Here is a 26,604-nt window from a genome sequence, read left to right on the forward strand (position 1 = left end):
GCCCGCCCGCAGCCGGCGCAGCACCAGCGCCCACACCAGCGCCGAGTCGCTGCGCGCCGTCAGCGAGAGCAACTCCTCGGCGGTCAGTGTCGCGGGGGGGCCCCCCCCCCCCCCCGGCCCCCCCCCCCCCCCCCCCCGGGGGGGGGGCCCCCCCCGCCCCCCCCCCCCGCGACCGCTCACCGTCCGGCGAACTTCTCGCTGACGCCGTCGAAGACGTTCTTGGCCACGTCGCCGAGGCGCGGCCCCGCCAGCCATCCCGCGGTGACCGGGCCGATGGAGGTGTTGGAGACCAGGGCGGGCTTGCCGTCCCGGCCGGCCGCGACCCAGCCGCCGCCCGACGAACCACCGGTCATGGTGCAGCCCACGCGGTACATCGTCGGATCCTCCGCCGTCAGCGACAGCCGGCCCGGCTTGTCCTCGCACTGGAAGAGCTTCTGGCCGTCGTACGGCGGCGCCGCCGGATAGCCGGTCGCCGTCATGGCGGTGATATCCGTAGTCGCCGGGGCGTTGAACTCGACGGGCAGCGCCGAGCCGACCGTCTCCTCCAGTGACGTGCCCGCACCGCCCTTCTCCGGGGTGACATGGATGACCGCGAAGTCGTACGACGCGCCCTGCCCGCCGGTCGGACCGCCCTGGGCGATCCACTGCGCGGAGGTCTGTGCCCAGTCGGCCCACCACACGCCGTGCGGCGCGATCCGCTCCTTGGACGCGGTCTCCAGCTCGGCCGTCGACAGCGCGCTGTCGTTGTACGAGGGCACGAACGCGATGTTCCGGTACCAGCCGCCGCTCTTGCCGGAATGCACGCAGTGACCGGCCGTCCAGACCATGTTGGACTTGCCGGGGTTCGCCGGGTCCTCGACCACGGTCGCCGAGCAGACCATCGAGCCCTCGGGCCCGTCGAAGAACAACTTGCCCGCCTGCGCCGCGTTCTCGCCGTACGGCGCGCTCACCGCCCGCGCGGTCACCGGCGCCGGCTCCGGGTCGGTGACGCCCGCGTCCCCGGAGATGTCCTGGTCGTCCACGGACTTCTCCGGCGGCTTCTCCGCGTCGCGCATCCGGTCCGGGTCCCACAGGCCCTCGATGATCGGGTTGACGAAGTCCTTGGCCTCGCGCAGCCAGGTCTCGCGGTCCCAGTTCTTCCACTCGCCGCCCCGCCACTTGTCCATGTCGATCCCGTGCTCCTTGAGCCGGTCCTTGAGATCGTCAGGAATCGTGATCTTGCCGTCGGAGGCGGCCGCGGCGGACTCGCTCGCCTGCGCGGCGGCCTGGTCCTCGTCGGGGCCGCAGCCCGTCGCCGTCAGCGCGAGAGCCGCGGCGATCGACACGGCGGCGAGAGCGGGGGAGGTTCTGCGCCGCAAGTTCCTTCCACGGCGAGCGGCGAGCGTCGGACGTATGGATCGCATGGAGATATCCCCCCGTGTACTTCTGGACAGTTCTCAACAAAGAAACACATGTGGCGCACCCGGCGACGGCGACCGGCGCCGGGACGCGCCCCCACTATGCCGGTGCCGTTGGGGACGGCGTCGGGCAGGTCCGCGGTTCCCGTCCGGACGGCGCCGGGCAGGGGCCCTCGATCGCGGGCGCAAGGATCTTCCCACTGCCCGTGATCCTGAGCGCGGCGCGTCGTTGGTACGTACGACGGGCGCCGGGCCGCGGCGCGCCGTCGAACATTCGGGAAGCGGGCGCCGTACTGACGGGGGACCGAACGATGCCAACGGGAGGACCGAACGCTGTGGCCGTCACCGAACCAGTTCCGGCGGCGCCGACCGTCGCCCACGCGGGCATCCTGCGGCGCCAGACCCCGCGCGAACCGTCCGCCCGTACCTATGCGCGCTCCCTGCCCGTCGTCCCCGTACGCGCCCGGGGGCTGACGATCGAGGGGGCCGACGGCCGGCGGTATCTGGACTGCCTGTCAGGGGCGGGCACCCTCGCCCTCGGACACAACCATCCGGTCGTCCTGGAGGCCATCAGGAAGGTCCTGGACTCCGGTGCGCCGCTGCACGTGCCCGATCTGGCCACGCCCGTCAAGGACGCCTTCACCGCCGAACTCCTCGCCACGCTCCCGGCCGGCCTCGCCGCCGGCGCCCGGGTCCGGTTCTGCGGTCCCACGGCCGCCGACGCCGTCAAGGACGCGCTCGCCCTCGCCCGTACCGCCACCGGCCGCGACACGGTGCTCACCTTCACCGGGTCCGACCACGACGCGTGGAGCGCGGACCTGTTCGGCGCCCGGGGCGGGCGGCCCGCCCCCGCCGCGATGCTCCTCGAACCGGTCCAGGACGAGGGCGGGGTGCTCGCCGCGCCCGACGCGTGGCTGCGCGCGATGCGCCGGATCACCGCGGACCGCTCCATCGCGCTCATCGCCGACGAGACCCGGACGGGCGTGGGGCGCACCGGTGCGTTCTGGGCCGTGGAACACAGCGGGATCACCCCCGACGTCATGGTGCTGTCCCAGGCGATCGGCGGCTCCCTCCCGCTGGCCGTGATCGTCCACCACCCCGACCTGGACGGGCCGTTGCCCGACGGCCGGCCGGACGCCTGCCGCGGCAACCAGCTCGCCATGGCGGCGGGAGCGGCCACGCTCGCGTACGTACGGGAGCACCGGCTCGCCGAGCGCGCCGCGTCGCTCGGCGCGCACCTGCTGAGACGGCTAAGGGAGTTGGCGGTCCACCACCCCCGCGTCGGCGGCGTACGCGGACGTGGTCTCATGATCGGTGTGGAACTCGTCGCCCCGGCAGCCGGCGATCCTGCCCCGCCGGCCCCCGCACTCGCGGCCGCCGTCCAGCAGGAATGTCTCCGTCGCGGCCTCATCGTCGGACTCGGCGGGCACCGGGCGTCCGTGGTACGGCTGCTCCCACCGCTCACCCTCACCGACGAACAGGCCGACGCGGTCCTCGACCGCTTCGCCGACTCGCTCGACGCCGCCCTCGCCACGTCCGGACCCACCACGTCCGGACCCGCCGCGCCCCGCGAAGCAGCGGCACCGTCCCGCGAAGCATCAGCCGGGCCCCGCCGAAAAGAAGCCGGTCTCTCCCGCTGACCCCGACCCCTCACAAGGAAGCCCTCCGTGAACACCACTCCCTCACCCGACGCGTCCGAGGCCGACGGCCCTCCCACCACCGCGGAGTCGGTCACGGTGCCACGGCAGGCCGCGGGCGGAACCGACGGGCAACTCCTCGGCCCCGCCGCCTCGTCGGGCCCCGCCGCGGCCGTCACGTACCCCGACCACCTCGACCACCCCGACCCGCGGAAGGCCGCCGACGCGGCGGCCACCGAGAACCTGCTGCGCTGCTGGGTCCGGGAGGCCGGACTGCCCCGCCCCGACAGTACGGTGCTGCGCGTCCCGCTCGATGCCAGCGGCACCGCCCTCCTCGTCCCCGTGCACCACTGGTCCGCGACGGGCTGGCACCGCTTCGGGATGCCCTTCCTGGAGGGCGGCCCGCGGGACGCGCCCGCCGCCGAAGCCGTCACCGTGGCCGCGCTCCTCGGCCGCGAGTCGGGCCGCTACCAGGGCGCCGACCTGGTGGGCCGGGTCGCCAACTCCCTCGGCCACACAGCCGACTTCCTCGCCGACCGTCGCGCGCACCCCGAACCCGCCGCCGACGCCGACCTGTTCCTCACCGCCGAGCAGTCCCTGCTCCTCGGGCACCCCCTGCACCCCACGCCCAAGAGCAGGGAAGGGCTCTCCGAGGCCGAGGCCCGGCTCTACTCGCCGGAGCTGCGCGGCTCCTTCCCGCTCCACTGGATGGCCGTCGACCGCTCCGTACTCGCCACCGACTCGGCCTGGACCGAACAGGGCCGTGTGCTCCCCGCAGACGTGCTCACGGGCCGACTCCTCGGCGATCACCCCCTCCCCGAAGGCACCGTCGCGCTGCCCCTGCACCCGTGGCAGGCCCGGGACCTGGCCCACCGTCCTGCCGTACGCAAGCTCCTCGACGCCGGCCTGCTGCACGACCTCGGGCCCCTGGGAGCCCCCTGGCACCCCACCTCCTCCATCCGTACGGTGCACCGCCCCGGCGCGCCCGCCATGCTCAAGCTCTCCCTCGGCGTACGCATCACCAACTCCCGCCGGGAGAACCTCCGCAAGGAACTCCACCGCGGCGTCGAGGTCCACCGGCTGCTGCGCAGCGGCCTCGGCAAGGAGTGGGGGGCCGCGCACCCCGGCTTCGACATCGTCCGCGACCCCGCCTGGCTCGCCGTGGACACCACGGACGGCGAACCCGTCACCGGACTCGACGTCATGCTGCGCCACAACCCGTTCGGACCGGCGGACGACGCCGTCTGCATCGCGGGGCTGACCGCGCCGCGCCCGTACCCCGGCCGTACCGGGACGTACTCGCGTCTGGCCGAGATCGTCTCCGGGCTCGCGGCCCGTACCGGCCGCCCGGAGGGCGCGGTCGCCGCCGAGTGGTTCCTGCGCTATCTGGACCAGGTCGTACGCCCCGTACTGTGGCTGGACGGTACGGCCGGGATCGCCCTGGAGGCGCACCAGCAGAACACGCTGGTCATCCTCGACCCGGCCGGCTGGCCCGTCGGCGGACGCTACCGCGACAACCAGGGCTACTACTTCCGCGAGTCCCACCGCGCCGCGCTGGAGCGCAGGCTCCCGGGCATCGGATCCGTCAGCGACACCTTCGTGTCCGACGCCGTCACCGACGAACGCTTCGCCTACTACCTCGGCATCAACAACGTCCTCGGCCTGATCGGCGCGTTCGGCTCCCAGGGCCTCGCCGACGAACGCGTCCTCATCGCGGCCCTGCGGCGCTTCCTGGCCGGCGCGGCCGACCTCGGCTCGTCCCTCCCCGGCCTGCTCCTGGACAGCGCCACGCTCCGCTGCAAGGCCAATCTGCTCACCCGGCTGCACGGACTGGACGAACTCGTCGGCCCGGTGGACACCCAGTCCGTCTACGTCACCCTCGCCAACCCCCTGCGTACGTAATGGAACATGAGGACCCGTCAGTACTGCTGAGAGGAGAGCGCCACTGTGCCTTCCACCGAAGCGAGCACCGACACCGGAACCGGCCCCGGGTCACCCCCGCGCGGGGCCGTCCCCCCGCCGTCCGACGACGCACCCACCGGTGATCTGCTCGACACCCCGGCGGCGTGGGGTCCCACCGCCACCGCCGCCGGGGTCCTCCAACTCGTCCCAGTCCGGATGGAGCGTGACCTCGCCCTGGTCAGCCGGTGGATGAACGATCCGGCAGTCGCCGCGTTCTGGCACCTCCCGGGCCCGGAGTCCGTCACCGAAGCCCATGTGCGGCCCCAGGTCGACGGCGACGGACGCACGATCCCCTTCCTCGGCGTGCTCGACGGGGTCCCCATGAGCTACTGGGAGCTGTACCGCGCCGACCTCGACCCCCTCGCACGCCACTACCCCGCGCGCCCCCACGACACCGGGGTCCATCTGCTGCTCGGCGGGGGCGCGGACCGTGGCCGCGGGGTCGGCACCCTCCTGCTGCGGGCCGTCGCCGATCTGGTCCTCGACCACCGGCCCCGGTGCGCGCGTGTCGTCGCCGAGCCCGATCTGCGCAACACCCCCTCCGTCTCCGCGTTTCTCAGCGCCGGCTTCCGCTTCGCCGCGGAGATCGACCTGCCCGACAAACGCGCCGCCCTCATGGTCCGCGACCGTGCCCTGCGCGACCTTCTGTGAATGACCCGCCGTTCCCCCCAGCCCCGTACATCCGTTCGGGTCCGCTCCCGCGGACCACCCCGCTCACCCCGTACGTCCCGCTCCTGCCCATCGGTTCCCTCCCGAGGAGTTCTCGTGCCGACCTCCCCTGCTTCCCCCGCATCGCCCGCCTCCTCCACCACTCCTGCCACCCTCGCCATATCCGACCCCACCGGCTCCATAGCCACCCCCGGTACGGCGGCCGCAGACGGCTCGCCCGCCCCGGGCACGCTCTACGCCCCGCCCGAGCTGAACCCGGCCGCGTGGGAGCGCGCCGCCGGCCGACTGCTCGCCAAGACGCTCGGGGAGTTCGCGTACGAGGGCATCATCGATCCCGAGCCCGTACCGGCGCCCGGATCCGGGACCGGCCACCACGTCCTCACCCTCGACGACGGCGAGACGCTCACCTTCCGGGCCGAGCGCGGCGCGTACGGACACTGGCGCGTCGACCCCGGCTCCATACGCTGCGACGAAGAGCCCTTCACCGACCCCCTGCGCTTCCTGTTGCTGGCGCGGCGGCTGCTCGGGCTGGACGGCACCACCCTCGGCCATCTCGTGCGGGAACTCACCACCACCCTCGCCGCCGACGCCAAGCTCGACCACACCGCCCTGAGCGCCGCGGAACTCGCCGACCTCGGCTACGCGGAGCTGGAAGGGCATCAGACCGGCCATCCCTGGATCGTTCTCAACAAGGGCCGCGTCGGGTTCTCCGCCACCGACGCGGACCGCTGGGCGCCCGAGGGCCGCGCCCCGGCCACCCTTCCCTGGATCGCGGTCAGCACCACCCTCGCCACCTACCGGGGCGTCGCCTCGCTCGCCACCCCGGAACAGCTCTACGCGTTCGAACTCGACGACGCCGTACGCGACCGCTTCGACACCGTGCTCCGGGACCGAGGCCTCGACCCCGCCGCCTATCTCTACCTGCCGGTCCACCCCTGGCAGTGGGACGAGGTGCTGCTCCAGCTCTACGCGCCCGCCATAGCCGGCGGAGCGATCGTCCCGCTCCTCACCGACGGTGACCTGCGGCTGCCGCAGCAGTCGATCCGCACGTTCCTCAACGTCCGGCGGCCCGACCGGCACACGGTCAAGCTGCCGCTGTCCATCCTCAACACCCTCGTCTGGCGCGGACTGCCCACCGAACGCACCCTCGCCGCCCCCGCCGTCACCGCGTGGATGCACGGCGTACGCGACGCGGACCCGTTCCTCCGCGACGAGTGCCGGGTCATCCTCCTCGGCGAAGTCGCCTCCGTGACCGTCGAGCACCCTCTCTACGACCACCTCCCCGAAGTCCCTTACCAGTACAAGGAACTGCTCGGCACGATCTGGCGCGAGCCCCTCCAGACCCAACTGGCCCTGGGCGAACGCGCCCGTACGCTCGCCTCGCTCATCCATACGGATCCGGCGGGCCGCGCGTTCACCGCCGAACTGGTCGCGCGCTCCGGGCTCACCCCCGAGGAGTGGCTGCGCCGCCTCTTCGCGGCGCTGCTCCCCGCGCTGCTGCACTTCCTCTACCGCTACGGGACGGTCTTCTCCCCGCACGGCGAGAACGCCATCGTCGTCTTCGACGACCAGGACGTGCCCGTACGGCTCGCGATGAAGGACTTCGTCGACGACGTGAACCTCAGCGCCCGGCCGCTGCCCGAGCACGACGCGATGCCCGACGACGTGAAGGCCACTCTTCTCACGGAAGAGCCCGGCTTTCTCCCGCAGTTCATCCATTCAGGGCTCTTCGTCGGCGTCTTCCGCTACCTGGCACCGCTGTGCGCCGACCAACTGGACGTGCCGGAGGACGTGTTCTGGTCCCTCGTACGGGCGGAGATCCTGCGCCACCAGGCCAGGTTCCCGGAGCTGAAGGAGCGCTTCGAGACATTCGACCTGCTCACGCCGCGTATCGAGCGTCTCTGCCTCAACCGTAACCGGCTGCATCTCGACGGTTACCGGGACCGCTCCGACCGTCCGCACGCCGCGGTGCACGGTACGGTGCCCAATCCGCTTGCCGTCGTACAGCCGAGCGATTGAGCGTCGTTGTCGGTGGTGCCCCGTAGGGTGGTCGGGCTATGACGAAGCCATCACTCCCCGAGCTCCTCCACGCCGCCGTCAGCTCCGTCGGCGGCGTGGAACGGCCAGGCCAGGTCACCATGGCCGAGGCCGTCGCCCAAGCCATCGACGACCCCTCCCACCTGCTCGTCCAGGCCGGCACCGGCACCGGAAAGTCCTTGGGCTATCTGGTGCCGGCCCTGGCCCACGGAGAGCGGGTCGTGGTGGCCACCGCGACGCTGGCCCTCCAGCGCCAGCTCGTGGAGCGCGATCTGCCGCGCACGGTCGACGCGCTGCATCCGCTGCTGCGCCGCCGCCCCGAGTTCGCCATGCTCAAGGGGCGGTCCAACTACCTCTGTCTGCACCGGCTGCACGAGGGCGTGCCGCAGGACGAGGAGGAGGGCCTCTTCGATCAGTTCGAGGCCGCCGCGCCGACCAGCAGGCTGGGCCAGGACCTGCTGCGGATGCGGGACTGGGCGGACGAGACGGAGACGGGCGACCGGGACGACCTGACGCCGGGTGTCTCCGACCGCGCCTGGTCGCAGATCTCCGTCTCGTCCCGGGAGTGCCTGTCCGCGTCGAAGTGCGCGTACGGCGCGGAGTGCTTCGCCGAGCTGGCGCGGGAGCGGGCCAAGCTCGCCGATGTCGTGGTGACCAATCACGCGCTGCTGGCGATCGACGCGATCGAGGGCGCCCCGGTGCTTCCGCAGCACGAGGTGCTGATCGTGGACGAGGCCCATGAGCTGGTCTCCCGGGTCACCGGCGTGGCCACCGGGGAGCTGACCCCGGGGCAGGTCAACCGCGCCGTACGCCGCTCCGCGAAGCTGGTGAACGAGAAGGCGGCGGACGCGCTCCAGACGGCGGCCGAGACCTTCGAGCGGCTGATGGAGCTGGCCCTGCCCGGCCGTCTGGAGGAGATCCCCGAGGATCTCGGCTTCGCGCTGATGGCGCTGCGGGACGCGGCACGCACGGTCATCTCGGCGATCGGCGCGACCCGCGACAAGTCCGTGCAGGACGAGGACGTCGTACGGAAGCAGGCGCTCGCATCCGTGGAGTCCGTGCACGGCGTGGCGGAGCGGATCGCCAACGGCTCCGAGTGGGACGTCGTCTGGTATGAGCGGCACGACCGGTTCGGGGCGTCCCTGCGGGTCGCGCCCCTCTCCGTGTCGGGGCTGCTGCGGGAGAAGCTGTTCACCGACCGTTCGGTGGTGCTCACCTCCGCCACACTCAAGCTCGGCGGTGACTTCAACGGGGTGGGCGCGTCGCTCGGTCTGGCACCGGAGGGCACGGAGGGCGACGATGTCCCGCAGTGGAAGGGCATCGACGTCGGCTCGCCCTTCGACTACCGCAAGCAGGGCATTCTCTATGTCGCCCGCCATCTCTCGCCGCCGGGGCGGGAGGGGACGCGCGGCGACATGATGGATGAGCTGGCGGAGCTGGTGGAGGCCGCGGGCGGACGGACGCTGGGGCTCTTCTCGTCCATGCGGGGAGCCCAGGCGGCGGCCGAGGAGCTGCGGAGCCGACTGGACGCGCCGATCCTGCTCCAGGGCGAGGAGACGCTGGGCGAGCTGATCAAGGCGTTCGCCGCCGATCCGAAGACCTGTCTCTTCGGCACACTGTCGCTGTGGCAGGGCGTCGATGTGCCGGGTCCCAGCTCCCAGCTCGTGGTGATGGACCGGATCCCGTTCCCGCGTCCGGACGATCCGCTGATGAGCGCGCGGCAGAAGGCCGTGGAGGAAGGCGGCGGCAATGGCTTCATGGCCGTGGCCGCCACGCATGCCGCGCTGCTGATGGCCCAGGGCGCCGGCCGTCTGGTCCGGGCGACGGGGGACCGGGGTGTGGTCGCCGTCCTCGACCCGAGGCTGGCCAATGCCCGCTACGGCAGCTTTCTGCGGGCCTCGCTGCCCGATTTCTGGTACACCACGGACCTCAATCAGGTGCGGCGGTCGCTGGCGACGATCGACGAGGCCGCCCGGGCGGACGGGCGGTAGCCCCCCCCATGACGTTGCGGTACACGTGAGGTCGGCGTGTACCGCAACTGGATCCTGCTGTGCCACGTACCCCGACCGTATGAACGGCGCGGGCCGCGCATTCCCCGTACGTACCGTGCCCGGTGGAGCCCGGTGGAGCCCGGTGTGGCTGGTCGCCTTTCAGGCCCGGCTCAGGCTCGGCTCAGACACGGCGCAGGACGGCGACCACCTTGCCGAGGATGGTCGCCTCATCACCGGGGATCGGCTGGTACGCCGCGTTGTGCGGGAGCAGCCAGACATGGCCGTCCTCGCGGCGGAAACGCTTGACCGTCGCCTCGCCGTCCAGCATCGCGGCCACGATGTCGCCGTTCTCCGCGACGGGCTGGCGGCGGACCGTCACCCAGTCGCCGTCGCAGATCGCCGCCTCGATCATCGAGTCACCGACGACCTTCAGTACGAACAGCTCGCCGTCGCCCACCAGTTGGCGGGGGAGCGGGAAGACGTCCTCGACGGACTCCTCCGCGAGGATCGGCCCGCCGGCGGCGATCCGGCCGACCAGCGGGACGTACGAGGCGGCGGGCTTGCCCGTCGTGTCCGTCTGTTGCGTGCTCGGCTGGTCCGACCCCCGGACCTCGTACGCCCTCGGCCGGTGCGGGTCGCGGCGCAGGAAGCCCTTGCGCTCCAGGGCCATCAGCTGGTGCGCCACCGACGAGGTGCTGGAGAGCCCCACGGCCTGGCCGATCTCCCGCATCGAGGGCGGGTATCCCCGCCGCTGCACGGAGTCACGGATGACTTCGATCACCCTGCGCTGCCGGTCCGTGAGGCCCGAGCTGTCCGCCCTGATCCCCGGAGGTCGGCCGGGCATCGAACGGGTGGGCTTGGCGCCCTCCGGGTTCGTGGCTGTGTCATTCACATTCATGGCATGCACCGGATCGAGTCGGCCCTGGGAGCGGTCCTGGGCAGTGATGGTGGCACTGTCTGCGGTGGTGGTCACGGTGGCCCCTCTCGAAATGTTCTCCCTAGCTGGACAACGGTAGTAGCTTTCGAAAGGTTGCGCCAAACACACGTTCGAGTGAAAAATTGCGGAGTGTCTGCCCTGGGCGGCCGACTGGGTGTATGAGCAGGTTCTTCCGGGTGGCGCGCCGGGTGCGGAGCCCGCTCACGGCGGTCGATGCGGGCCCGGTCCCGAGCTGTTTCGCCGGCCGCTTCCGGCCATCTCGCCGACATCTGCCGCGCCCCGTCGACGGGCCGTCGCTGGGGCGTGCGGGACCCGTCGACGAGCCGTCCATGGGCCGCCCGTGAGCCGTTCGCACGGCTGCCCCGGGGGCGCGGGAACATGCCCTCCGGGCCACTCCAGTCTCGCATCCGGCGGCCCGCGATCCCTGGCGCCGCGCCCTTCCCGTACTCTCGTGGCCGGTCGCCGCGGCCCCGCCGCACCCGCCCCGACGCGCGACACGCGCTGGGCCTAGGATGGCGGCCAAACCCCAGATCTAGTGGTTGGATTGTCGCAGCCACCCAGAAGTTGTGGTCCCGGGTCTTCGGGCTCCGAGGTCATCGCCTATGCTGGGGGTTGCTTCGAGGGCCTTTTCCGGGCCCTGACGGGGCTATTCAGTCGTGCTGTGAAGGAGGGGTTGGGAGCCATGCACTGTCCCTTCTGCAGGCACCCCGACAGCCGGGTCGTCGACAGTCGCACCACCGACGACGGGACGTCCATCCGACGCCGCCGCCAGTGCCCCGACTGCTCCCGCCGTTTCACGACGGTGGAGACCGCGTCGCTGATGGTGATCAAGCGCAGCGGCGTCACCGAACCCTTCAGCCGCACCAAGGTCATCTCCGGCGTGCGCAAGGCATGCCAGGGGCGGCCGGTCACCGAGGACGCCCTCGCCAAACTCGGCCAGCGGGTCGAGGAGGCGGTGCGCGCCACCGGCAGCGCCGAGCTGACCACCCACGACGTGGGGCTGGCCATACTCGGCCCGTTGCAGGAACTCGACCTCGTCGCGTACCTGCGGTTCGCGTCCGTGTACCGGGCGTTCGATTCACTGGAAGACTTCGAGGCCGCCATCGCGGAACTGCGCGAGCGGCCTCCCTCGGAGGAAAGCGGCACCGGCGAGACCCTTGAGGTCCCCGTGCCCGCCACCGCCGCGGACTGACCGGCCGGCTCGATCCCGGCCGCTCCGCGGCGACCAAGACCCGTCACGGGTGCGCTGTTCGCGTGCCCGAGGCATCAGACACACACTCCGTGCCTGGGAAGAACAGGGCGCGGCAGGGCGTTTTTGTACGTATATGGGAGGCGGCATGACAGAGACGGCGAGCGGCCAGGCACGAGGTTCCCGCACCAAGGGGACCAAGGCCGGTAAGGGGCTGCGTATCGAGCGGATCCACACCACCCCCGGCGTGCATCCGTACGACGAGGTGGCCTGGGAGCGCCGTGACGTCGTCATGACCAATTGGCGCGACGGCTCGGTCAATTTCGAGCAGCGTGGCGTCGAGTTCCCCGACTTCTGGTCGTTGAACGCGGTCAACATCGTCACCAGCAAGTACTTCCGCGGGGCCGTCGGCACCCCGCAGCGCGAGACCGGGCTCAAGCAGCTCATCGACCGGATCGTGAAGACGTACCGCAAGGCCGGTGAGGAGCACCAGTACTTCTCGTCGCCCGCCGACGCCGAGATCTTCGAGCACGAGCTGGCGTACGCCCTCCTGCACCAGGTCTTCAGCTTCAACTCGCCCGTGTGGTTCAACGTCGGCACGCCCCAGCCGCAGCAGGTCTCCGCCTGCTTCATCCTGGCCGTCGACGACTCCATGGACTCGATCCTGGACTGGTACAAGGAAGAGGGGATGATCTTCAAGGGAGGATCGGGCGCGGGCCTGAACCTCTCCCGGATCCGCTCCTCCAAGGAACTCCTCTCCTCCGGTGGCAACGCCTCCGGTCCCGTCTCCTTCATGCGCGGCGCCGACGCCTCCGCCGGAACGATCAAGTCCGGTGGCGCTACCCGGCGCGCGGCCAAGATGGTCATCCTCGATGTCGACCATCCCGACATCGAGGACTTCATCGAGACCAAGGTGAAGGAGGAGGAGAAGATCCGCGCCCTGCGCGACGCGGGCTTCGACATGGACCTGGGCGGCGACGACATCACGTCCGTCCAGTACCAGAACGCCAACAACTCCGTCCGGGTCAACGACGAGTTCATGAAGGCCGTCGAGGCCGGCGGAAAGTTCGGGCTGCGCGCCCGGATGACCGGTGACGTCATCGAAGAGGTCGAGGCGAAGTCCCTCTTCCGCAAGATGGCCGAGGCCGCATGGGCCTGCGCCGACCCGGGCATCCAGTACGACGACACGATCAACCACTGGCACACCTGCCCCGAGTCCGGCCGGATCAACGGCTCGAACCCGTGCAGCGAGTACATGCACCTGGACAACACCTCGTGCAACCTGGCCTCGCTGAACCTGATGAAGTTCCTCAAGGACGACGGCAAGGGCAACCAGTCCTTCGAGTCCGAGCGCTTCGCCAAGGTCGTCGAGCTGGTCATCACCGCGATGGACATCTCCATCTGCTTCGCGGACTTCCCGACGCAGAAGATCGGCGAGAACACCCGCGCCTTCCGCCAGCTCGGCATCGGCTACGCCAACCTCGGCGCGCTGCTGATGGCCACGGGCCACGCGTACGACTCGGACGGCGGCCGGGGCTTGGCCGGCGCCATCACCTCCCTGATGACGGGCACGTCCTACCGCCGCTCCGCCGAGCTGGCCGCGGTCGTCGGTCCGTACGAGGGCTTCGCCCGCAACGCCGAGCCGCACAAGCGCGTCATGAAGCAGCACTCCGACGCCAACGGCGCGGCCGTCCGCGTCGACGACCTGGACAGCCCGGTCTGGGCCGCCGCCACGGAGGCGTGGCAGGACGTGCTGCGCCTCGGTGAGAAGAACGGATTCCGCAACGCCCAGGCGTCGGTCATCGCGCCCACCGGCACCATCGGTCTCGCGATGTCCTGCGACACCACGGGTCTGGAGCCGGACCTCGCGCTGGTCAAGTTCAAGAAGCTGGTCGGCGGCGGCTCGATGCAGATCGTCAACGGCACGGTGCCGCAGGCGCTGCGCCGGCTCGGCTACCAGGCCGAGCAGATCGAGGCGATCGTCGAGCACATCGCCGAGCACGGTGTGGTGGTCGACGCGCCCGGACTGAAGCCCGAGCACTACGAGGTCTTCGACTGCGCGATGGGCGAGCGCTCCATCTCCGCGATGGGCCACGTCCGCATGATGGCGGCCATCCAGCCGTGGATCAGCGGCGCGCTGTCCAAGACGGTGAACCTGCCGGAGAGCGCCACCGTCGAGGACGTCGAGGAGGTCTACTTCGAGGCGTGGAAGATGGGCGTCAAGGCGCTCGCGATCTACCGCGACAACTGCAAGGTCGGCCAGCCGCTCTCCGCCAAGAAGAAGGAGGAGAAGGTCGCGGAGAAGGCCGAGGAGACCATCCGCGAGGCCGTCGAGAAGGTCATCGAGTACCGTCCGGTCCGCAAGCGCCTCCCCAAGGGCCGGCCCGGCCTCACCACCTCCTTCACGGTGGGCGGCGCCGAGGGCTACATGACCGCCAACTCCTACCCGGACGACGGTCTCGGTGAGGTCTTCCTCAAGATGTCGAAGCAGGGCTCGACGCTCGCGGGCATGATGGACGCCTTCTCGATCGCCGTCTCGGTCGGTCTGCAGTACGGCGTGCCGCTGGAAACGTACGTCTCCAAGTTCACGAACATGCGCTTCGAGCCGGCCGGGATGACGGACGACCCGGACGTGCGGATGGCGCAGTCGATCGTCGACTACATCTTCCGCCGTCTCGCCCTGGACTTCCTGCCCTTCGAGACCCGCTCCGCGCTCGGCATCCACTCGGCCGAGGAGCGCCAGCGACACCTGGACACCGGTTCGTACGAGCCGGTCCACGACTCCGGCGTCGAGGGCGTCCTCGACAGCGAGAGCCTGGCCACCCCGGCCCCGTCCCGTCCGGCCACCGCCCCGCCGGCGCCCGCCGCGCCCGCGGCGACGGTGATCCCGGCCCCCAAGGAGGCGCACACCTCGGCCGAACTGGTCGAGATGCAGCTCGGTATCAGTGCCGACGCACCGCTCTGCTTCTCCTGCGGTACGAAGATGCAGCGGGCCGGGTCCTGCTACATCTGCGAGGGGTGCGGCTCCACCAGCGGCTGCAGCTGAGCCGCGGGGGACCGGGCCGCGACGGGCCGAACCGTCGCCGCGGCGACGAGGCGGTCCGGTGGCAGGGGTAGTCCCGTAACACTCCGAGGGGCGGTGGGCCGAAGCAGCCCGCCGCCCCTCAGGCGGTGCCCATCAGGGCGCCGAAGGACTGCGGGTCCGTGTCGAAGCCGCGCAGGACCTGACCGAACCGCCAGGTGCCCGACCCGTCCCGGGTGAACTCGGCGAACGTCGCCGCCGTCGCGTCGCCCACGCCCGTGAAGCCGTGCGCCGACAGCTCCGTGTACCCCTCCGCCAGACGGACCGAGGCGTTGGCTATGTCCCCGAACGTCCGGCGGCCGTTCTGCTGCTGGATGGCGACGCCCACCACCACGCGGCGGTAGTCCGCTCCCAGACGGTCCAGCTCCAGCGTCATCTCCTCGTCGGAGCCGAAGCCCTGGCCCGTACGGCTCTCGCGGTCCAGCGTGATCGTCCCGTCCGGGGAACGGCTGCCGAAGTGGACCAGATAGGCCGGGGTGTCGGGGGCGTCCGACGTGTAGGTCGCGGCGACGAGGTCCAGGTCGTGTGGGGCCTGGCCCCTGGGGCTGGGATCCCATTTGAGGGTGACCTCGATCTTGGACACGCCTCTGTTGAAACTGCTCACCAGTCTTCCCCTCCTCGGAACCGGTGCGGATCTCCGGACCTGTGTACAAGGCTAGACCGCGCCACCGACAAGCCGCCGCCGCATCTGGCCAGTTGACGCCACCTTGGCCGATACTCGACAGGTCCGGCGCCGCCGCGGGGACCCTGCCGTGCGCCGTCCGAGCGTGACCGAGGCCACGTCCCGCCCCGTACGATGGCGCGGTGCTGGTCAAGTGGATTCGCTGCACCGTGATCGACCGTCGAGGTTTTGAACGCGGGCAGCGGAAATGGGCGGGGTTGCTCGGTGAGCCGGGATTCAGGGGGCAGGGCGGGGGATGGAGCAGGTCGCGGCCGGCCGTCGTCCATGTCTTCACGTTCTGGGAGAGCCGCGCGTTCTACGACTCGTTCATGGCGCGCTCGCACGACCGGCTGTCCGCCTCGCAGTCCGGGACGTACAAGGACATCCAGGTCAAGCTCTTCGACTACCGCTTCGATGTGAAGACCGGCTTCGAGCCGCGTTTCAGTGACGCGGACGTGGTCCGGGTCGCGCACTCCCGGGTGCACGAGGAACGGGTGGAGCACTTCGCCCTCATGCAGGAGAAGGTGTGGAACCCGGCGATGGCCGGCTCGCCCGGGATGGTGCGCGGGCTCTTCGGTGAGGCGCCGGGACACGAGTTCATCGTCCTCTCCATGTGGCAGTCGGCGGCCGAGCACGGCAAGTACCGCGTCGAGCGGGTCGAACGGCTGACGCTCCGTGCCCAGACGGCCACCGATGTCGCGGCGCTGACCGGGGACGTCATCGACCTGGAGCCTTCCTGGACCGTGTGATCTAGGGTCGTGTCATGGCACGACCGCGGCGCATTGTCCTTGTCCGGCACGGCGAGTCGGAAGGCAACGCAGATGACACGGTGTACGAGCGCGAGCCCGACCATGCCCTGAGGCTGACCGAGAAGGGCCGCAGACAGGCCGAGGAGACCGGGGTACGGCTGCGCGAGCTGTTCGGCCGGGAACCGGTCAGCGTCTTCGTCTCGCCCTACCGCCGTACCCACGAGACCTTCGAGGCGTTCGGTCTCGACCCCGGCCAGGTGCGGATACGCGAGGAGCCCCGGCTGCGCGAGCAGGACTGGGGAAACTGGCAGGACAGAGAGGACGTACGCCTCCAGAAGGCCTACCGCGACGCATACGGGCACTTCTTCTACCGCTTCGCCCAGGGGGAGTCGGGGGCCGATGTCTACGACCGCGTCGGGGCCTTCCTGGAGTCGCTGCACCGCAGCTTCGAGACTCCCGACTCGCCGGAGAACGTCCTGCTGGTGACGCATGGGCTGACCATGCGGCTGTTCTGCATGCGGTGGTTCCACTGGTCGGTCGCGGAGTTCGAGTCGCTGTCCAACCCGGGCAACGCCGAGTACCGGATCCTGAAGATCGGCGCCGACGGCCGCTACACCCTCGACCGGCCGTTCGAACAGTGGCGAGTCCCCGAGCCGTACGGCCGCACCGGATAAACCCGCACAGGTGGGGCTTGTACCGGCTAAAATGCCTGTTCGATGACCTCTGATTCCGTATCCGGCCGGCGCTTCGAACGCGCCCTGGCCAGCCTCCGGGGGCTGGCCGTGGGAGACGCCCTGGGCTCCCAGTTCTTCGTACCCGCCAACTATCCGCTGCTGGGCCGCCGCGCGCTGCCGACCGGCGACTGGCAGTGGACCGACGACACCGAGATGGCCGCGTCGGTGGTGGCCGTCCTGGCCGCCCACCACCGCGTCGACCAGGACGCCCTCGCGCGTTCCTTCGCCGTGCACCACGACTTCGACCGCGGCTACGGCCCCGCGGTGAACCGGATGCTCCGGCTGATCAGGGAGGGCGGCGACTGGCGCGAGCTGGCCGCCGGGCTCTTCGACGGCCAGGGCTCCTGGGGCAACGGGGCGGCAATGCGGATCGCGCCGCTCGGCGCCTGGTACGCGGACGACCCCGAGCAGGCCACGCACCAGGCGGAGATCTCCGCGTACACCACCCACCAGCACCGCGAGGCCGTGGCGGGCGCCATGGCGGTGGCCGCGGCGGCCGCCCTCGCCGCCGCCCCGGACGGACCGCCCACGGCGGAGGCGCTGCTCGACGGGGTGGTGGCGCTGGTGCCGCGCAGCGCGGTCGGGGCGGGGCTGCGCCGGGCCAGGGACCTGCTGGACTACGACGACCCGGGCACCGTCGCCGCCGTGCTCGGCTGCGGGCGCCGCACTTCCGCCCACGACACCGTGCCGTTCGCCCTCTGGTCGGCGGCGCGCGGCCTCGGCGACTACGAGCGGGCCTTCTGGACGACGGCCCAGGCCGGTGGCGACGTCGACACCAACTGCGCCATCGTCGGAGGAGTGGTCGCCGCCGAGGGGGCGCGCGGGGCGGCGCCGGAGCAGTGGCGGGAGCGTACGGAGGCGCTGCCGGGGTGGCTGACGGTACGGGCCGACCGCTGACGGCGGCCTGGTGACGGCCGCTCGCTGACGGCAGCCCGGCGACGGGCCGCTTGCCTGTCGTCGGACCCGTGACATGCGGGCGCGTACGCCGGAGTACGGGCGGGCGTACGCGCCGGGGCGTGCGGCTTACGGGGCAGTATGCGCCGTTCATTGTCACGGCCCTGCCACAGCCGTCCACCCGGAGGCCTGCCTCCGCGCGACGTGTGCCTACTCTTTCGGCCACGCCGCCGTGTTGATCTTCCACTGGCGCGCGCCGATCGAGACACCGGGTTCCGCGCGCCGCTCCTCCGCCGCGTACGGGCCCGGTCGGGAGGGGGTCCCGTGACAGATTCACCGTCCGTACCAGAGAGAGTGTCCACACCCGGGCCGGCCGGGAAACCGGAGCCGGACCCGGCGGGAGAAGCCGCCGCGCGGGGCACGGGGGCCGAACCGCGCGGCATGGAAGCCGAACCGCGGGACGCGGAGGCCGAACCGCGCGGCATGGAAGCCGAACCACGGGACGCGGAGGCCGAACCGCGGGACGCCGTGCCCTCGCCGTCCGCCGCACGGCCGTACACGCACGTCAAGCCGCCCCACCGGGGGGCCCAGCCCCCGCCCGCGCGCCCGTACCCGGAGCCGTGGCAGCAGTGGCAGCCCCGGCGCGCCGAACCGCCCGCCTGGCTGGCCGAGGTCAGGCCCGAGCCGCCCGCCCGGATCAGGACCGCCACCCTCTGGTCGGTCCTGGCGACCGCGCTGCTCAGCTCCCTGCTGCTGCGCGACGGTCTCGGGGTGAACCTGCTGCTCGTGGCCGTCCCCGCCGCTCTCGCCGCGTTCTTCTCCGCTCAGGCCGCGGGCCGGCTGCCCCGCCCCTGGACGCTGGTCTGGGCGGTCGGCGGCCTCGCCCTGCTGACCGTGCCCGCGCTGCGGGACGCCGGTCTGCCCACCTTTCTCGCGGTCGTCTCCGCCGCGGCGCTCGGCGCGCTGGCGCTGGGCGGCAGCCGCACCTGGACGGGGGCGCTCCTCGGTCTGCCCGGACTGTTCGGCGCGGCCGGCCCCGGCACGGTCTGGGCCCTGCGCGGGCTGCGTGAGCGCGCGGGCGGTACCCGGGGGCGGGTGGCCCCCGTCCTGCGCGCTGTCGTCGTCGCCGCCGGCCTGCTGATCGTGTTCGGCACGCTCTTCGCGAGTGCCGACGCCGCGTTCGCCGAGATCCTCGGCTCGCTCACCCCCGACGTCTCCGTCTCCGAGGGGCCCTGGCAGGGCGTCCTCTTCGCGCTCGGACTCTTCGGCGCCCTGGCCGCCGCGCACACCGCCGCGTCGCCGCTGCGCTGGGACCGGGTGACCGTAAGCCCGGGGCGGCCCCGAGGCCGTACGGAGTGGGCGCTTCCGCTGATCGTCCTCAATCTGCTCTTCGCGGCGTTCATCGCCGTTCAGCTCGTGGTGCTCCTCGGCGGCTACGACAAGGTGGTGGCGGAGACGGGCCTGATGCCCGCTCAGTACGCCCGCCAGGGCTTCTGGCAGCTCCTGTGGGTCACGGTGCTGGTCCTGGTGGTCATGGTGGTCGCCGGGCGCTGGGCCCCGCGAGGCGGAGCGCGCGACGCCGTCCTGGTCCGCACCGTCCTGGGCGCGCTCGGCGTGCTGACCCTCGTCGTGGTCGCCAGCGCGCTGCGCCGGATGGACCTGTACGTCGACGCGTTCGGCCTGACCCGGCTGCGGGTCTCCGTGGCGGCGGTGGAGCTGTGGCTCGGGCTCGTGATCGTCCTGATGCTGGTGGCCGGGGCGATCGGGGGCCGCTGGCTGCCGCGTGCCGTCGCCGCGAGCGTCGGGGCCGGGGTCCTCGCCTTCGGCCTGGTCTCGCCGGACGCGCTGGTCGCGGAGCGGAACGTACAGCGGTACGAACGCACCGGCACGCTCGACAGCGAGTACGTCCGCGAACTGTCGGCCGACGCGGTGCCGGCGCTGGACCGGCTCCCCGAGCCGCTGCGCTCGTGCTCCCTGCGCGGGATCGCCGTCGAACTGCGGAACGGCGCCGACAAGCCCTGGTACGCGACCAGCCTGTCCGAGAGCAGGGCCCGAGACCTGCTGGCGGAGCGCGGCGTACGGAGTGTCGCCTCCTGCCCTGGGGAGTACCGCTCCGAGCGGTGAACCCGGTGGCCTCATGAACCGGTCCACGGACGGGACTTCGGGCCGCCGCGCCGCCCGGACAAGGGCGGACCCGGACGGTGCGCGACGCCTTGGCCGGCTCCGCCCCGCGGCACGGCCGGTACCCGGTCTGTCGCGCGGCGTGCGGGCGGCGTAACCTGGCAGGTGCCATGCCGTACGAACCACCCACGCACACCGTTGAGCGCTCGCTGCGCGCCACCACAGACGCCAGGATCATCGCCGGCGTCGACGAGGTCGGACGCGGAGCGTGGGCAGGTCCGGTCACGGTGTGTGCGGCCGTCACCGGACTGCGCAGACCCCCGGCGGGACTCACCGACTCCAAGCTCATCACGCCCAAGCGCCGTACGGAGCTGGCCGATGCGCTGGGGGCGTGGGTCACGTCGTACGCCCTCGGGCACTCCTCCCCGGAGGAGATCGACGCCCTCGGGATGACCGCGGCACTCAGGCTCGCCGCCGTACGCGCCCTGGAGGCGCTGCCGGTACGGCCCGACGCGGTGATCCTGGACGGCAAGCACGACTATCTCGGAGGACCCTGGCAGGTGCGTACGGTCATCAAGGGCGACCAGTCCTGTGTCTCCGTGGCGGCCGCCTCGGTGCTCGCCAAGGTGCGCAGGGACGCGATGATGGCCGAACTGGGCGCGGGGTCCGAGGAGTACGTACCGTTCGCGTTCGGCGCCAACGCCGGTTACCCCTCACCGGTGCACCGGGCGGCGCTGGAAGAACGGGGGCCGACAGCGCAGCACCGGCTGTCGTGGTCCTATCTCGACGCGCTGCCCCGGTGGCGGCACCTCAAGAAGGTCCGGGTCCCCGCGCAGGCCGACGCCATGGAAAGCGGGGGCCAACTCGGCTTCGATTTCTGACCGCCGACCACCCGACAGCGGACCATCCGGCGTCCGGAGCATCCGGCTCCGGAACGTCCGGCCGTGGAACGTGAACCTTTCGGAACGCGAGACTTCCGGTGCGGGCCTCCGGGACACCCGGTGACCCGTCCGGCGAACCCCCGCCCGGGTGCCTCGCGGCCTCGGGCACGGGCACGAATGAGCCCACCCACCGATGCTTTTCGCACCGGTGTTTGATAGACATCCAGTCATGCCTCTCATCCCTCAGGAGCCTCAGATTCACGAGAGAGCCCAGGGTCCCAGCGCCACGCCGGCCACCGGTCGCACCGCTTCGACCCCCCGTCCCGTACCCGGTCCGCGTCCCGTCCCCGGGCCGCGCTCCGCGACGACACCGAGGCCCGGACGTCCGGGTCCCGGTCCCGCGAGGCCCGCGCCGCCGGCGCAGCGCTCGCACAGCTCCGCCGGTCAGCCGAAGGCGTCCGGCACCGCCGACTCCGCCCCTTCGACCCCTTCCGCCACCCCTCAGGCTTCCGCCGTCCCCCAGGTCCAGGTGATCCCGGCTCCGGTGGCCGGTGCGCTGGACGCCGCCGAGGGGGCGATCGACCTGCTGCTGGACGCGGGCCGGGCGCCGGGCGACATCCTGGTGCTCACCACCGGCGAACAGCACCCGTGGGCCACCCACGAGCTGTCCTTCGGTGAGAGCGCGTACTGGGCCCAGCACGACGCCCGTGAGGACGTGTTCTTCGCGGACGCCGCCGCCGTCGCCCGCGCGCAGTCCCGGCCCGTCGTGGTCGTCGCCGTCAACGGCGGTGACGACGACGCCGTCGTCAAGGCGCTGCCCCTGGCCCGTGGCCGCGCCACCGCGCTCCTCGTGGTGTGCGGTGACGCCGAGCGGATCAACGCAGTGTTCGGCGCGGGCGTCTGAGCCGTCCGGCACTCGGTGCGCCCGGTGGGCGCGTCCACGTCGGCACGTTTCCGGTGGTGACCCGGCCGCGCCTCCTCAGGAGGGTGGCCGGGCCGCTTCGGGGAGCCGCCCGAAGGGATGTACGCGACGGCCGCTCCGTCTTCGGCGGGCGGCCGTTCAGCGCGCGGCGGTACGGCGCTGCGCCTCCACCGCGCCGCCACCACCGCGCGGCGGTGCGAGGACCGGGTCGGCCGCCGTCTCCGCCAGGCTCGCCGGTGGCGAGTCCGAGCTGGGGCGGCGGCCCCCTCGGCCCTCACCCAGCACCTGCCAGCCGCCGCGCGTCAGCGTGATGTACGCACCGCAGCGCAGCCCGTGCAGCGTGCACGCGTCGCGCAGCCCCCACATCCACGCGCCGTCCTCCTCCGTCCAGCGCTCGTCGCCTTCGCGGCAGTAGAGCAGCACGGCCGTGCGCACCGGCGTACGCCGACGCAGATCGTGCGGGATGACCCGGCGCAGGTGCGCCAACAACGCGTTGCGGAACTCCCAGCCGTCCACCGGCGCGGCGCGCGGCACGAACGACGCGCTGGCGGCCAGCCGTTCCTCGGGATCGAGCACGGCCACCACGGCGGTCGCCGGGGTCGGCGTGTGACGGCTGTGCAGACCGCTGACGACCTCACGGGGATTGCGCAGAAGCGGAATTCCGGCGGCGGCCCACTCGGCGGGTTCGAGCATTCTGGCGAGGCGGCTGACGGAAGCGGCCTGGGCACTGATCGAAGTGGCTGCGGACGGAGCGAATCCGAAGGTCACGTTCCTCCCTTCGCATACGCGCCCATGGTGCGGGCAGAGTCGAGTGGGGACGCGCCGCGGCAGGGCCCTTGCGGAGCGCGAGGAGACCATGCGGGGGCAGTTCCAATTCTCACCGGCGCGGGGGCGCGCGGCAACGAGCAATTGGCGCCACTGGTGGGAATGTGTAGATATGGCGGCTATATAACTGCGCACTCCCGTCGCCTCGTGAGACAGTTGCCCCCGCCCCGGCTCCGCCTCAGCTCTGAACGGCGAGGACCAGCGGAAACACCCCCTCGGCTCCGGCCCTGCGCAGCAGCCGGGTGGCCACCGCGAGCGTCCAGCCGCTCTCCGAGAGGTCGTCGACGAGCAGCACAGGACCGCCGGCCGCCGCCAGCGCCGCCGCCAGCTCCGGCGGCACGGTCAGCGCCTCGTGCAGCCCGCGCACCCGCTGCGCGCCGTTGGTGCGGGAGATCCGGGCGTCGGCCGCCCCCGGCGCGTACGCGACCGTACCGAGCAACGGCATCCTGCCGATCTCCGAGATCCGGGCACCGAGCGAGTCCACCAGCCGGGGCCTGGAACGCGAGGCGACCGTGACCACACCGACCGGCCGGGGTGGCGCGTCCTCGGCGCCCGAGGCCCAACCGCCGGACCCCTTCGCCCAGTCGGCGAGCACACTCACCACGGCGCTCACCACATCGTCGGGCACCGGACCGTCCGTGGCACGCGCCGTCAGTATGGGACGGAGCCGGTTCCCCCAGCCGATGTCGGAGAGCCGCCCCAGGGCCCGGCCGGGGAAGGACTGCTCGCCCTGGGCGATCCGCCCCTTGAGGGAGACCCCGACCGCGGCGAGGCCGGTCGGCCACATCTTGCGGGGCTCCACCTCCACCCCGGGCCTGCCCAGCTCGCCGCGGGCGGCGTCGAGCGCGGCGGTGGTCACCTTGGGCTCGAAGCGCGTCCCCGCGCAGTTGTCGCACCGCCCGCAGGCCACCGCCTCCCCGTCGTCGAGCTGCCGCCGCAGGAACTCCATCCGGCACCCCGACGCCGACGCGTAGTCGCGCATCGCCTGCTGCTCGCTCTGCCGCTGCCGCGCCACCCACGCGTACCGCTCCGTGTCGTACACCCACGGCCGCCCCGTCGACGTCCAGCCGCCCTTGACCCGCCGTACCGCCCCGTCCACGTCCAGCACCTTGAGCATCGTCTCCAGCCGGGTCCGCCGCAGCTCCACCAGCGGCTCCAGTGCGGGCAGCGACAGCGGCCGGTCGGCGTGTTCCAGCACGTCGAGGGTGCGGCGGACCAGCTCCTCCGGCGGGAAGGCCACCGACGCGAAGTACTGCCAGATCGCCTCGTCCTCCTTGCCCGGCAGCAGCAGCACCTCGGCGTGGGCCACCCCGCGCCCCGCGCGCCCCACCTGTTGGTAATAGGCGATGGGGGAGGAGGGCGAACCGAGATGGACCACGAACCCGAGATCGGGCTTGTCGAACCCCATGCCCAGCGCGGACGTCGCCACCAGCGCCTTCACACGGTTCCCCAGCAGATCGTCCTCGGCCTGCTGCCGCTCCGCGTTCTCCGTACGGCCGGTGTACGAGGCCACGGTGTGCCCGCACTGCCGCAGATACGCCGTGACCTCCTCGGCCGCCGCGACCGTCAGCGTGTAGACGATCCCCGATCCCGGCAGCTCCCCGAGGTGGTCGGCGAGCCAGGCCAGCCGGTGCGCCGCGTCCGGCAGGCGGAGCACATGGAGGCTGAGACTCTCCCGGTCCAGCGGCCCGCGCAACACCAGCGCGTCCGTCCCCGCGCCCGTGCCCAACTGCTCGGCGACATCGGAGCTCACACGGGAGTTGGCCGTGGCCGTGGTGGCGAGGACCGGGACACCCGACGGCAGTTCGGCGAGCATCGTGCGCAGCCGCCGGTAGTCGGGGCGGAAGTCATGGCCCCAGTCCGAGATGCAGTGCGCCTCGTCCACCACCAGCAGGCCCGTCGCCGCCGAGAGCCGGGGCAGCACCTGGTCTCGGAAGTCGGGGTTGTTGAGCCGCTCCGGGCTCACCAGCAGGACGTCGACCTCGCCGGCGGACACCTCGTCCTGGATCGCGTCCCACTCCTCCGCGTTGGACGAATTGATCGTCCGGGCACGGATCCCGGCCCGCGCCGCGGCCTCCACCTGGTTGCGCATCAGCGCCAGCAGCGGCGACACGATCACGGTCGGACCCGCGCCCCGGGCGCGCAGCAGCGACGTCGCCACGAAATACACCGCGGACTTGCCCCAGCCCGTGCGCTGGACGACGAGCGCGCGGCGGTGGTCGGCGACGAGCGCCTCGATGGCCCGCCACTGGTCCTCGCGCAGCCGGGCGCCGCCGGTGGCGTCACCGACCAGGCGTGCGAGGACGGCGTCGGCGGAGGCCCGGAGAGCTGCGCGGTCTGCGTTGGTCATGGCCCCATGCAACCCGATGGGTCCGGCAAAGCGCGAATGCGGCCGACGGCCTGTGGACAAGTTATCCACAGGCTCCAGCGGGATCCGGCGGATTCCGGCACGGTCGAGTCATGAACCAGCACCGCGAACACCACGAACCGACCGGATCCGCCGACCAGCAGCAGATCACCCTGCGCAGTCCCGCGGAGCTCGCCGACGCCCTGCCCTATCTCCTCGGATTCCATCCCACCGACTCCGTCGTCATGGTCGCGCTGCACGGCGAGCGCGGCCGCTTCGGCGGGCGGCTCAGGCTCGGCATCCCCCGCTCGCCCAAGGAGTGGCCGCCCGTCGCCGGCCAGCTCGCCGAGTGCCTGATCGAGGGCAGCGAGCGCCGGGGCGCCCGTCCTGACGGCATCGTCGCCTTCCTCTGCCAGGACCCGGGCCCCGACGAGACGGGCCGGCAGGTGATGGAACGGCTGCGCCCCCTCGCCCAGCGGCTGCGCACCGCGTGCGGCGGCCTCGACGTCCCCGTGCACGAGGTGCTCTGCATCTCCGACGGCCGCTTCTGGTCCTACTGCTGCCCCGACCGGCGCTGCTGTCCGCCCGAGGGGACCGGCCTCGCCCTGCCGGGGACATCGGTGATGGCCGCTGCCGCCGCCTACGCCGGGGTGCGGGTGCGGGGGTCGCTGCGGGAGATGGAGGCAGCGCTGACGCCCTGGTCCGCCCCTGCCTCCGTCGAGGCGCAGGAACGGGCGCTCGACCGCGCCGGCGCCTCCCTCGTGCCCAGAATCCTGATCAGTGGGAGCAGGGAACAGGTCGGCGCCGAGACTCTGACACTGGCCCGCTCCCTCCTCGAACGGCTCGGCGGGGCAGGGACCGGCGACCGGACCGGCGCGGACGCCGAGGACGACCGGCTCATCGGGGACGACGAGGCCGCCGCCGTCATCCTCGGCCTCCAGGACCGTGAGACCCGGGACCGGGCCGCGGAGTGGATGGAGGGGCCGGACGCCGCGCCCGCGTTACGGCTCTGGCGCGCGCTGTCCCGCCGCTGTGTCGGACCGTACGCGGAACACGCCACCGCCCCGCTGACCCTGGCCGGCTGGGTCGCCTGGTCCACCGGGGACGACGTGGGGGCCCGGGTCGCCCTCGGGCTCGCCCTGCGCCTCGACCCGAGTTACGTCTTCGCCCAACTGCTTCACCAGGCCTGCAACGAGGGCCTCGACCCCGAGACGCTGCGCCACTGTCTGCGCGAGGAGCGGGTCGCCCGCGCCCTGCCCGGCCCGCGCGCCACGGCCGGCAGGAGCAAGCCCCGGTCCGCGCGCCCGCCGAGGGCACGGAAGACCCCCGAGCCGAAGCAGCCGCGCCCCGGCGCCGGCACGGGGCGTGACCACGGCGCGGTACGGCGGGGCGGACAGCGCGGGACCAGGAGCCGGCGGTGACGGCCGGGAAGCAGCGGGCGAACGGTGTCGGGGGTGAAGTGCGGTAGGCATCAAGTGCGGTGGACATCAAGGGCGGTGGGCGTGAAGGAGGGGGATGTGAAGGGCGGTGGGCGTGAAAGAACAGTGGGCGTGAAGGGCGCGGGCGTGA

19 protein-coding genes are annotated in these 26,604 nt (G+C 72.2%); 14 read left to right on the forward strand and 5 right to left on the reverse strand.

Annotated features, from left to right (window positions below):
- Positions 1-176: 176 nt before the first annotated feature.
- On the reverse strand, positions 177-1,403 hold the full coding sequence (locus tag ACIQ7D_RS33225) for a trypsin-like serine peptidase (protein ID WP_403944152.1): 1,227 nt from the start codon (positions 1,401-1,403) through the stop codon (positions 177-179).
- A 329-nt stretch (positions 1,404-1,732) separates the two neighbouring features.
- On the opposite strand from ACIQ7D_RS33225, the gene ACIQ7D_RS33230 reads away from it, so the two are divergent.
- The 5 genes from ACIQ7D_RS33230 (at position 1,733) to ACIQ7D_RS33250 (ending at position 9,693) form a co-directional block, all read left to right on the forward strand.
- On the forward strand, positions 1,733-3,037 hold the full coding sequence (locus ACIQ7D_RS33230) for an aminotransferase class III-fold pyridoxal phosphate-dependent enzyme (RefSeq protein WP_403944155.1): 1,305 nt from the start codon (positions 1,733-1,735) through the stop codon (positions 3,035-3,037).
- Positions 3,038-3,064: 27 nt separating this feature from the next.
- Positions 3,065-4,936, forward strand: coding sequence for an IucA/IucC family protein (locus ACIQ7D_RS33235; RefSeq protein WP_403944157.1), 1,872 nt, complete (start codon positions 3,065-3,067; stop codon positions 4,934-4,936).
- A gap of 45 nt (positions 4,937-4,981) precedes the next feature.
- Positions 4,982-5,647, forward strand: a complete 666-nt coding sequence (locus ACIQ7D_RS33240) for a GNAT family N-acetyltransferase (protein ID WP_403944159.1) — start codon at positions 4,982-4,984, stop codon at positions 5,645-5,647.
- 198 nt (positions 5,648-5,845) lie between these two features.
- Positions 5,846-7,684 carry an IucA/IucC family protein gene (locus ACIQ7D_RS33245; RefSeq protein WP_403944285.1) on the forward strand — a complete coding sequence of 613 codons (1,839 nt, stop codon included), beginning with the start codon at positions 5,846-5,848 and terminating at the stop codon, positions 7,682-7,684.
- A gap of 38 nt (positions 7,685-7,722) precedes the next feature.
- Positions 7,723-9,693, forward strand: coding sequence for an ATP-dependent DNA helicase (locus tag ACIQ7D_RS33250; protein WP_403944161.1), 1,971 nt, complete (start codon positions 7,723-7,725; stop codon positions 9,691-9,693).
- Positions 9,694-9,874: 181 nt separating this feature from the next.
- On the opposite strand, the gene lexA is transcribed toward ACIQ7D_RS33250, so the two are convergent.
- A complete protein-coding gene (gene lexA, locus ACIQ7D_RS33255; protein WP_384995502.1) occupies positions 9,875-10,666 on the reverse strand; it encodes a transcriptional repressor LexA in 792 nt (263 codons plus the stop codon).
- A 646-nt stretch (positions 10,667-11,312) separates the two neighbouring features.
- Between lexA and nrdR the strand changes: the two genes are divergently transcribed.
- Positions 11,313-11,822, forward strand: a complete 510-nt coding sequence (gene nrdR / locus ACIQ7D_RS33260; protein ID WP_403944164.1) for a transcriptional regulator NrdR — start codon at positions 11,313-11,315, stop codon at positions 11,820-11,822.
- 145 nt (positions 11,823-11,967) lie between these two features.
- Positions 11,968-14,865 carry a vitamin B12-dependent ribonucleotide reductase gene (locus tag ACIQ7D_RS33265; RefSeq protein ID WP_403944166.1) on the forward strand — a complete coding sequence of 966 codons (2,898 nt, stop codon included), beginning with the start codon at positions 11,968-11,970 and terminating at the stop codon, positions 14,863-14,865.
- A 118-nt stretch (positions 14,866-14,983) separates the two neighbouring features.
- Here ACIQ7D_RS33265 and ACIQ7D_RS33270 read toward each other — a convergent pair whose 3' ends face one another.
- Entirely contained in the window at positions 14,984-15,505 is a 522-nt protein-coding gene (locus tag ACIQ7D_RS33270; RefSeq protein WP_403944169.1) for a TerD family protein, read from the reverse strand.
- Between the two features lie 200 nt (positions 15,506-15,705).
- On the opposite strand from ACIQ7D_RS33270, the gene ACIQ7D_RS33275 reads away from it, so the two are divergent.
- The 6 genes from ACIQ7D_RS33275 (at position 15,706) to ACIQ7D_RS33300 (ending at position 21,845) form a co-directional block, all read left to right on the forward strand.
- On the forward strand, positions 15,706-16,311 hold the full coding sequence (locus tag ACIQ7D_RS33275; RefSeq protein WP_403944172.1) for a YdbC family protein: 606 nt from the start codon (positions 15,706-15,708) through the stop codon (positions 16,309-16,311).
- A 14-nt stretch (positions 16,312-16,325) separates the two neighbouring features.
- The gene (locus ACIQ7D_RS33280; RefSeq protein ID WP_403944174.1) at positions 16,326-16,985 is read left to right on the forward strand and encodes a histidine phosphatase family protein; all 660 of its coding nucleotides are present in this window, start codon (positions 16,326-16,328) and stop codon (positions 16,983-16,985) included.
- Positions 16,986-17,027: 42 nt separating this feature from the next.
- The gene (locus ACIQ7D_RS33285; RefSeq protein ID WP_403944177.1) at positions 17,028-17,942 is read left to right on the forward strand and encodes an ADP-ribosylglycohydrolase family protein; all 915 of its coding nucleotides are present in this window, start codon (positions 17,028-17,030) and stop codon (positions 17,940-17,942) included.
- 321 nt (positions 17,943-18,263) lie between these two features.
- Positions 18,264-20,063 (forward strand): DUF4153 domain-containing protein, encoded by a 1,800-nt coding sequence (locus ACIQ7D_RS33290; protein ID WP_403944179.1) that lies wholly within the window; start codon positions 18,264-18,266, stop codon positions 20,061-20,063.
- Positions 20,064-20,230: 167 nt separating this feature from the next.
- A complete protein-coding gene (locus ACIQ7D_RS33295; protein WP_403944181.1) occupies positions 20,231-20,941 on the forward strand; it encodes a ribonuclease HII in 711 nt (236 codons plus the stop codon).
- Positions 20,942-21,170: 229 nt separating this feature from the next.
- Positions 21,171-21,845 (forward strand): hypothetical protein, encoded by a 675-nt coding sequence (locus ACIQ7D_RS33300; RefSeq protein ID WP_403944183.1) that lies wholly within the window; start codon positions 21,171-21,173, stop codon positions 21,843-21,845.
- A gap of 156 nt (positions 21,846-22,001) precedes the next feature.
- Here the strand turns inward: ACIQ7D_RS33300 and ACIQ7D_RS33305 are convergent, their stop codons facing one another.
- Together ACIQ7D_RS33305 and ACIQ7D_RS33310 are read right to left on the reverse strand one after the other, a co-directional pair.
- On the reverse strand, positions 22,002-22,631 hold the full coding sequence (locus ACIQ7D_RS33305) for a hypothetical protein (RefSeq protein WP_403944185.1): 630 nt from the start codon (positions 22,629-22,631) through the stop codon (positions 22,002-22,004).
- Positions 22,632-22,866: 235 nt separating this feature from the next.
- On the reverse strand, positions 22,867-25,038 hold the full coding sequence (locus ACIQ7D_RS33310) for a RecQ family ATP-dependent DNA helicase (RefSeq protein WP_403944188.1): 2,172 nt from the start codon (positions 25,036-25,038) through the stop codon (positions 22,867-22,869).
- A 110-nt stretch (positions 25,039-25,148) separates the two neighbouring features.
- On the opposite strand from ACIQ7D_RS33310, the gene ACIQ7D_RS33315 reads away from it, so the two are divergent.
- Positions 25,149-26,456 carry a DUF4192 domain-containing protein gene (locus ACIQ7D_RS33315; protein WP_403944190.1) on the forward strand — a complete coding sequence of 436 codons (1,308 nt, stop codon included), beginning with the start codon at positions 25,149-25,151 and terminating at the stop codon, positions 26,454-26,456.
- The last annotated feature ends 148 nt before the right edge of the window (positions 26,457-26,604 follow it).

It is taken from the genome of Streptomyces sp. NPDC096310, assembly GCF_044763125.1.
Classification (GTDB): domain Bacteria; phylum Actinomycetota; class Actinomycetes; order Streptomycetales; family Streptomycetaceae; genus Streptomyces.

Coding starts and splice junctions, on each gene's coding strand:
- ACIQ7D_RS33250 (WP_403944161.1), top strand. CDS start 7,723: ATGACGAAGCCATCACTCCCCGAGCTCCTCCACGCCGCCGTCAGCTCC.
- nrdR (WP_403944164.1), top strand. CDS start 11,313: ATGCACTGTCCCTTCTGCAGGCACCCCGACAGCCGGGTCGTCGACAGT.
- ACIQ7D_RS33310 (WP_403944188.1), bottom strand. CDS start 25,038: ATGACCAACGCAGACCGCGCAGCTCTCCGGGCCTCCGCCGACGCCGTC.
- ACIQ7D_RS33300 (WP_403944183.1), top strand. CDS start 21,171: ATGCCTCTCATCCCTCAGGAGCCTCAGATTCACGAGAGAGCCCAGGGT.
- ACIQ7D_RS33225 (WP_403944152.1), bottom strand. CDS start 1,403: ATGCGATCCATACGTCCGACGCTCGCCGCTCGCCGTGGAAGGAACTTG.
- ACIQ7D_RS33295 (WP_403944181.1), top strand. CDS start 20,231: ATGCCGTACGAACCACCCACGCACACCGTTGAGCGCTCGCTGCGCGCC.
- ACIQ7D_RS33285 (WP_403944177.1), top strand. CDS start 17,028: ATGACCTCTGATTCCGTATCCGGCCGGCGCTTCGAACGCGCCCTGGCC.
- ACIQ7D_RS33280 (WP_403944174.1), top strand. CDS start 16,326: ATGGCACGACCGCGGCGCATTGTCCTTGTCCGGCACGGCGAGTCGGAA.
- ACIQ7D_RS33315 (WP_403944190.1), top strand. CDS start 25,149: ATGAACCAGCACCGCGAACACCACGAACCGACCGGATCCGCCGACCAG.
- ACIQ7D_RS33265 (WP_403944166.1), top strand. CDS start 11,968: ATGACAGAGACGGCGAGCGGCCAGGCACGAGGTTCCCGCACCAAGGGG.